Raw genomic sequence first — 6,000 nt, 5'->3', positions numbered from 1 at the left:
GGCCTGCTCGGCGTTATCCTCGCGACCTTCGGCATCACCGCGATCGTCCTTCTCTTCGGCGAGAGCGTGCCCAAATCTTACGCCGTCGAAAACACCGAATCCTGGGCGATCCGCATCTCCAAACCGCTCAAAGCCACCGAATACTTCCTCTTTCCGCTGATCGTCCTCTTCGATTACCTCACCCGCCAGGTCAACAGACTCACCGGCTCCACCGGCGCGATCGAATCCCCTTACGTCACCCGCGACGAAATCCAGGAGATGATCGAATCCGGTGAGCGCGAGGGCGTCTTAGAGGAAGAAGAACACGAGATGCTCACGCGCATCTTCCGGTTCAACAACACCATCGTCAAAGAGGTCATGACCCCCCGACTCGACATGACCGCCGTCCCAAAAGACGCCGCCATCGACGAGGCTATCAGCATCTGTATCCAGAGCGGTCACGCCCGCATTCCCGTCTACGAGGGGAGCCTCGACAACGTCCAGGGCGTCGTCCACATCCGCGATCTCGTCCGCGATCTCAACTACGGCGAAACCGAAGCTGAAGACCTCGAACTCACCGACCTCGTCCAGCCGACCCTCCACGTCCCCGAGTCCAAGAATATCGACGAACTGCTCGCGGAGATGCAAGAGGATCGAACGTACATGCACATGGCGATCGTCATCGACGAGTTCGGAACGACAGAGGGGCTGGTAACGATGGAAGATATGATCGAGGAGATCGTCGGAGAGATCCTCAAATCCGGCGAAGAAGAACCCGTCGAAGAACTCGACGACCGAACCGTCCTTGTCCGCGGCGAAGTCATTATCGAGGACGTCAACGAGGCGCTCGAGATCGATCTTCCCGAGGGCGAAGAGTTCGAAACTATTGCCGGCTTCATCTTCAACCGCGCCGGTCGACTCGTCGAAGAAGGCGAAGAAATCACCTTCGATGGCGTCCGCATCACCGTCGAAACCGTCGAAAACACCCGAATCATGAAAGCCCGACTCCACAAACTCGAAGCGCCCGAAGAGCCGGAGGAGGGGGCGGAGAGAGGTAACGAGAACGGAGAACCAAACGACAACGACATCGTCGATCGGTCGCTCGAGTGAGTGGCTGGAGGTGGGGAACCCACGGAACCGAAAACGCTTTGATAGTACCCTAAGGAATATCGAACTACCGAGACGACGTTGGCAGAGTGGAGAGACCACCCGGCCGAATCGAGCACACCACGATGACCACAGTTAGACACTTCCCCTACGAAGACGCGCCGACACAACAGTACACCGCACAGTTTCACACTCATCCGAACGAGCCGCCGAGAAACGGCTACCGGTATCCGGCTCATAAACTGGCCGACATCTACGACGGACACCGGTGTGACATCCTCGCGATTTCCAACAAGAAAAACGGCGGGGAGATGCCGTGGCCATGGACGGAGTGGTCCGAGTTTCCATACGACTGGGAGGATCGGTATCCGATTCAGAACCACGGCGAAGGCCCCGCCGATCAGGAACTCGACCTCCTGGCGATCAGAGGGAACTACGACAAAGTCGACAACGTGTTCAACACCATCGAATCGGACTTCGTCAACGAAGACCTCGTCGGCGGAATGGATCGGGTCGAAGCGGCCGTCGAGCAGAACGCACTCTGCTGGTGGCCCCACCCCGGACGATACTGGAACGTGGAGGATACGCACGAATACGACCTCGAGGACCTGATCGAGGTCTTTGAGAACTATCCGAGTGACGAACTCCTCGGCATCGAGGTCTGGAATCAGGGATATCGGTACCGTGACCTCTACCTGTACGACCACCTACTCACGGAGTTCTACCGGCGTGAGGAGGGGTTCCGACCGATCTATTCGCTCGCCGTTGATGACATGTCGGGGTCGGGATCGAAAGAAGACGACTTCGATCTCAACTCCGGGTACTGTGAACTCTTCATGGACGAGTTGACCGTTCCAGCGTTTCGAAACGCGATGGAGAACGGTCACTGGTACCCATCGGTGGCGCGACCGACCGGTGAACTGCCGCCCGTGATCGAATCGGTCGAACACGACGAAGCGGACGGAAGACTCAGAGTGAACGCGTCCAACTACGACCATGCGGTCTGGATTTCGGAGGGAGAAGTGATCGAAACCGGTACGGAACTGGATTACGAGAGCAACGACGAGGTTCGTTCGTACGTTCGAGCGCACCTCTCGCGTGACGGACGAAAAGGTGAAGCGACGACGCAGCCGATCGCATTCGAGGTGAACAACGATGACTGACTGGAACACGAACGCAGAGCTCGCAGAGTGGTGTCGATTACCAATGCCGTTCGAAGCATCCTCGGTCTCACCGAACGGTCGGTGGGCAGCCGTCTCCATGAGCGAATCCTGTGGAATTATCGATCTTCGAACGGAGACCGGATTGTACGAGATCGCACGGCTGGGATGGGAGGACTACGACGAGGACGATGGAACGACGTTTCACGCGCTCGGATCAGCTTTCGGAGCCAACTCGGAGTTCGTCGCTTTTACTCGAGAGAACGAGATACTCGTCTACGCGACACCCGAACACACCGGGAAGCCAAACGCTACCGGGTGGAAGCGACACTGGACCGGCGAACTCGAAGGCACCGTTACAGACGTTTCTGTCGGGAACTCCGGAAAAACGCTCGGAGGGGTGACCGAATCTGGCGAACTGGCACTTTACGGAAGATTCCCCGAGTTCGGTTCGATCGGACCCGCCGAAACCGTAAGCCAGGAGCCCCTCGAGTTCGTCGCGATCAACCCCGAACGGAAACTCGTCCTGTGCGGTGGAGCATCAGGAACGGTTCGACTCGTGCGACCGAACCAAAAAGGAGGTAGCGAGATCACCGCGATAGATTCCGACGCCGAAGTCGAAGATGGATACTGGCAGACTAACAACGAGTTTGTCTTTTGCGATCATAGTGGTGATGTGACATGGTGTAGAATTGGTCAGAAATCAGATAGGATCGGAGTTACAGAAATAATCTCGACGACGATCGGAACACCACGTGCAGTGCGAGTTACTGACGACGGTGCGTGGCTTCTGGTCGGTGGCGATAACGGGGTAGAAGTGTTCGACATCCGTGACTGGCAGGGAACGGGACAGCCGGATACCGAGCGAACGATCGATACCGGAGAGTGCCGGACGCTCGCCGTCGGCGCGTCGGTACTGGCCGGTGGCGGGAACGAAACGGATAGTTTCCTCAAAATGATCGAGACGCCAACAGTGTAGCACGGACGACTCTGAACTACTCGAGAACGCCCAGACTCGAATGATCGACGGTCTCGAGTGAGACCTGTAGACAAGTTTTGTGTGAAATAGTAGATAGTCAAGAAGTAAACAGATTTGCAGCTTCAGAAGTGAAAGTAGGCGGAACTATATAGGTTCTTGATTTCGCACCATCATATACTGGATCCGCTTACGTTCCGCAGCGATGGGCCAAACGAGCTGGAGCAAATACGAGATCGGGCGTTACAGGACGCGGTAGCGGTTCGTTTGGCCTGCATGGAAGGGGCGATTCTTGCTTTTAACGAGGTAGATAGTGCCTCAGAGAGTCAGATTCCCCCAACTGAAGACGTTGGATGGACTGGGAAGATTCGCTCACCGATAGTTAGTAGTACCTAGAGCCAGTAGTACGACATAATATGTCGAGTAGTACTCGAGACCCAGAGGTTGTACGTGTCTCGCAGAAGGGGCAGGCAACGATCCCGAAGACGCTCCGGAAGAAGTTCGGGATCGACACCCCTGGTGAGGTATTCATTTACGAGGAGGACGAGCGAATCATCGTCGAACCGGTTCCGTCGCTCGAAGAGTTAGGCGGGATTCACGCCGACACCGACCACGAGCATGGCGACGTGCTCGACCGGGTTCGCGAACTGAAACACGAGGAACGCCGGCGTGAAGATGCCCGTGCTGACCGACTCCGACCGGCTGACTCGGAGGATGAATGAGCGACCGGTACGTCTTTGATACCGAAGCGATCATCGCATACCTCTACGACGAGCCAGGGCGGAGTGTCGTCGAAGAGTACCTTCGAGACGTTCGTGACGGGACTGTCGAAGGGGTGCTGGCAGAAACCAACGCTGGTGAAGTACTCTATCTCGTTGCACGCTTCGAAGGAATTGACGACAAACCCACGGCAGACTCACTTCGCACTGCCGATCGCGATCTCCGTGCGCTCGAGCGGTGGGGTATTCAAATCGAACGAGCTGACTGGCGGCTTGCCGCCGAGGTGAAGGCGGATGGTCACATCTCGTTCGCGGACGCTCATGGCGTAGCACTCGCCCACAAAAGGGATACGACACTCATCGCCGGTGCTGATGATGACTTCGAAACGCTTCCGATCGACGTCGACGTAGTTCGATTTCGCGAGGACGTCGTTTAATCGCGGAACAGTGAGAATAGCGTACGTCTAAGAGAAAAAAGCCTCGTGCCACTGTACCCAGGGATTGTTTACTCTTGGTCCGATAGCGTCTTCGAGAGCCGATCGAGTCGCTCCTGTAGAGACTCTTTGCGAGACTGTGTGACTTCAGGAAGGTATTCTGCTTCGCAGAGTTCGCTCGCTTCAACAGCGATCTCGAGGACCGCCCGTTCGTGCTGAGCCTCTGGTGGTAGCTTCGTTACGTCGGCCTCGAGCTGTTCGACGGTCTCGCCGTTCTCCTCGAGTAAGAGCACTGCTGTTTGTCCGTCGACGATCCGATCGAGCGTCGCGGTGTAAGTCTCGGTCATTAGCCAGCTAGTGGTGTTGTAGCCACGTCAATCGGGTGGGTGAGCGACGCTTGTGTGTCGTCATCGTCAGCAGGTTTCTCTTCGAGGAGATCCCCAGCATCAGTCGAGAACTCGTGTTCTGTCTCGAGCTCTACATCGCTCCCGTCGGTCGTGAGCGCGACGTCACCGTGAACGGCAGTCCAGTAGGTCTCGATTCCTCGATCTGCATAGTCCTCGAGAACCTCGTCGTGTGGATGACCGTACTGGGAGTCATACGCGCTCGAGATGATCGCTACCTCTGGAGTGGCTTGGTCCATGAACGGCGTCGTCGAGGACGTCGTCGAACCGTGGTGGCCTGCCTGGTATGCATCTGTCTCAAGCCGCTCTCCGTGCTCGTCGACCATCCGTTGTTCTGCGTCAGCTTCCGCATCGCCAGTCGTGAGATAGGAGAACTCACCGAACTCGATGGAGAGCGCCACACTGTTGTAGTGGAGGTCTGAGCCTGAGTTACCTGCCGGCGGGTTGAGCACGTCGACGGTCGCGTCGCCGAACTCGACGTGATCACCCTCTTCGACGACTAAGAGTTCGACGTCGTGCTCTTCGATAGCATCGAGATATCGCTCGTACGTCTGGCTCGTATGTGCGATGCCAGAGTCGTAGGCTACGCCGATGCCGTCACGTTCGGTTTCGTAGTGTTCGATGATTGCATCGTGGCCGCCGATGTGGTCAGCATGACCATGTGTTGCAACGAGATGGTCGATCCGATCGATGTCCTGATCCCCGAGGTACTCGATCACGTCAGAGCCGCCCTGACGCCAGTCCCCCGAGTCGATCAGTATCGTCTCACCAGAGGGTTCGATCAGGAGCGTGGCGTCGGCCTGGCCGACGTCGATATGATGAATCTCGAGTTCACCGTCGACGTCAGGATCACCTGGATCGGGTTCACCCGCTTCGGATTCGCCGGTTTCTTCCGTATCGGTTTCGTCGTCATCGGTTGTTGTATCGTCGTCAGCGTCGTTCGAATCGGCATCTTCGAAATTGTCATCTGCTTCGACTGTTGTCCCATCGTCTTCTGTGATCGCCCCATCAGCACAGCCAGCAAGGACGAGCATGGCTGCGACGAGAACGATCAGGAGGAGTCGCTTCATTACTACGTGATTTGATTGCCGCTACATGATCGTTCGGGAAGTCATAAGATAACAGATACTTGAAACTGAAAGTCCCCTGGCGCACTCGAGGATCGCACCTCGATTTCGTCTATGCACAAGCTATGTGTATGGTTGGAAAGCGTTAGTGGCT

7 protein-coding genes are annotated in these 6,000 nt (G+C 56.6%); 5 read left to right on the top strand and 2 right to left on the bottom strand.

All coding sequences use genetic code 11. From position 1 onward, the window contains the following. The 5 genes from EA462_RS14465 to EA462_RS14445 all read left to right on the top strand — a co-directional run. A partial coding sequence (locus tag EA462_RS14465) for a hemolysin family protein (protein WP_133306668.1) occupies positions 1–1,089 on the top strand: 1,089 nt, incomplete at its 5' end. 122 nt (positions 1,090–1,211) lie between these two features. Continuing rightward, positions 1,212–2,249: a hypothetical protein gene (locus tag EA462_RS14460; RefSeq protein WP_124179281.1), complete on the top strand. Its 1,038-nt coding sequence runs from the start codon at positions 1,212–1,214 to the stop codon at positions 2,247–2,249. After that, the gene (locus EA462_RS14455; protein ID WP_124179280.1) at positions 2,242–3,225 is read left to right on the top strand and encodes a hypothetical protein; all 984 of its coding nucleotides are present in this window, start codon (positions 2,242–2,244) and stop codon (positions 3,223–3,225) included. The genes EA462_RS14460 and EA462_RS14455 overlap by 8 nt, the downstream gene beginning before the upstream one ends. Positions 3,226–3,638: 413 nt before the next feature. Beyond that, a complete protein-coding gene (locus EA462_RS14450; RefSeq protein ID WP_124179279.1) occupies positions 3,639–3,944 on the top strand; it encodes an AbrB/MazE/SpoVT family DNA-binding domain-containing protein in 306 nt (101 codons plus the stop codon). After that, a complete protein-coding gene (locus tag EA462_RS14445) occupies positions 3,941–4,378 on the top strand; it encodes a PIN domain-containing protein (protein WP_124179278.1) in 438 nt (145 codons plus the stop codon). The genes EA462_RS14450 and EA462_RS14445 overlap by 4 nt, the downstream gene beginning before the upstream one ends. A 68-nt stretch (positions 4,379–4,446) precedes the next feature. On the opposite strand, the gene EA462_RS14440 is transcribed toward EA462_RS14445, so the two are convergent. Continuing rightward, positions 4,447–4,722 (bottom strand): DUF3006 domain-containing protein, encoded by a 276-nt coding sequence (locus EA462_RS14440; protein WP_124179277.1) that lies wholly within the window; start codon positions 4,720–4,722, stop codon positions 4,447–4,449. Then, complete coding sequence (locus tag EA462_RS14435; RefSeq protein WP_124179276.1) at positions 4,722–5,849, bottom strand: ComEC/Rec2 family competence protein; 1,128 nt, start codon at positions 5,847–5,849, stop codon at positions 4,722–4,724. The genes EA462_RS14440 and EA462_RS14435 overlap by 1 nt, the downstream gene beginning before the upstream one ends. Between the last annotated feature and the right edge of the window lie 151 nt (positions 5,850–6,000).

Source organism: Natrarchaeobius halalkaliphilus, from assembly GCF_003841485.1.
Lineage (GTDB): Archaea > Halobacteriota > Halobacteria > Halobacteriales > Natrialbaceae > Natrarchaeobius > Natrarchaeobius halalkaliphilus.
Note: the sequence above shows the minus strand (reverse complement) of the source record. Positions and strands in the feature narration are given on the sequence as shown.

Bases quoted from the DNA above. Each gene is read 5' to 3' on its own strand.
- EA462_RS14460 (WP_124179281.1), top strand. From the start codon at position 1,212: ATGACCACAGTTAGACACTTCCCCTACGAAGACGCGCCGACACAACAG.
- EA462_RS14455 (WP_124179280.1), top strand. From the start codon at position 2,242: ATGACTGACTGGAACACGAACGCAGAGCTCGCAGAGTGGTGTCGATTA.
- EA462_RS14450 (WP_124179279.1), top strand. From the start codon at position 3,639: ATGTCGAGTAGTACTCGAGACCCAGAGGTTGTACGTGTCTCGCAGAAG.
- EA462_RS14445 (WP_124179278.1), top strand. From the start codon at position 3,941: ATGAGCGACCGGTACGTCTTTGATACCGAAGCGATCATCGCATACCTC.
- EA462_RS14440 (WP_124179277.1), bottom strand. From the start codon at position 4,722: ATGACCGAGACTTACACCGCGACGCTCGATCGGATCGTCGACGGACAA.
- EA462_RS14435 (WP_124179276.1), bottom strand. From the start codon at position 5,849: ATGAAGCGACTCCTCCTGATCGTTCTCGTCGCAGCCATGCTCGTCCTT.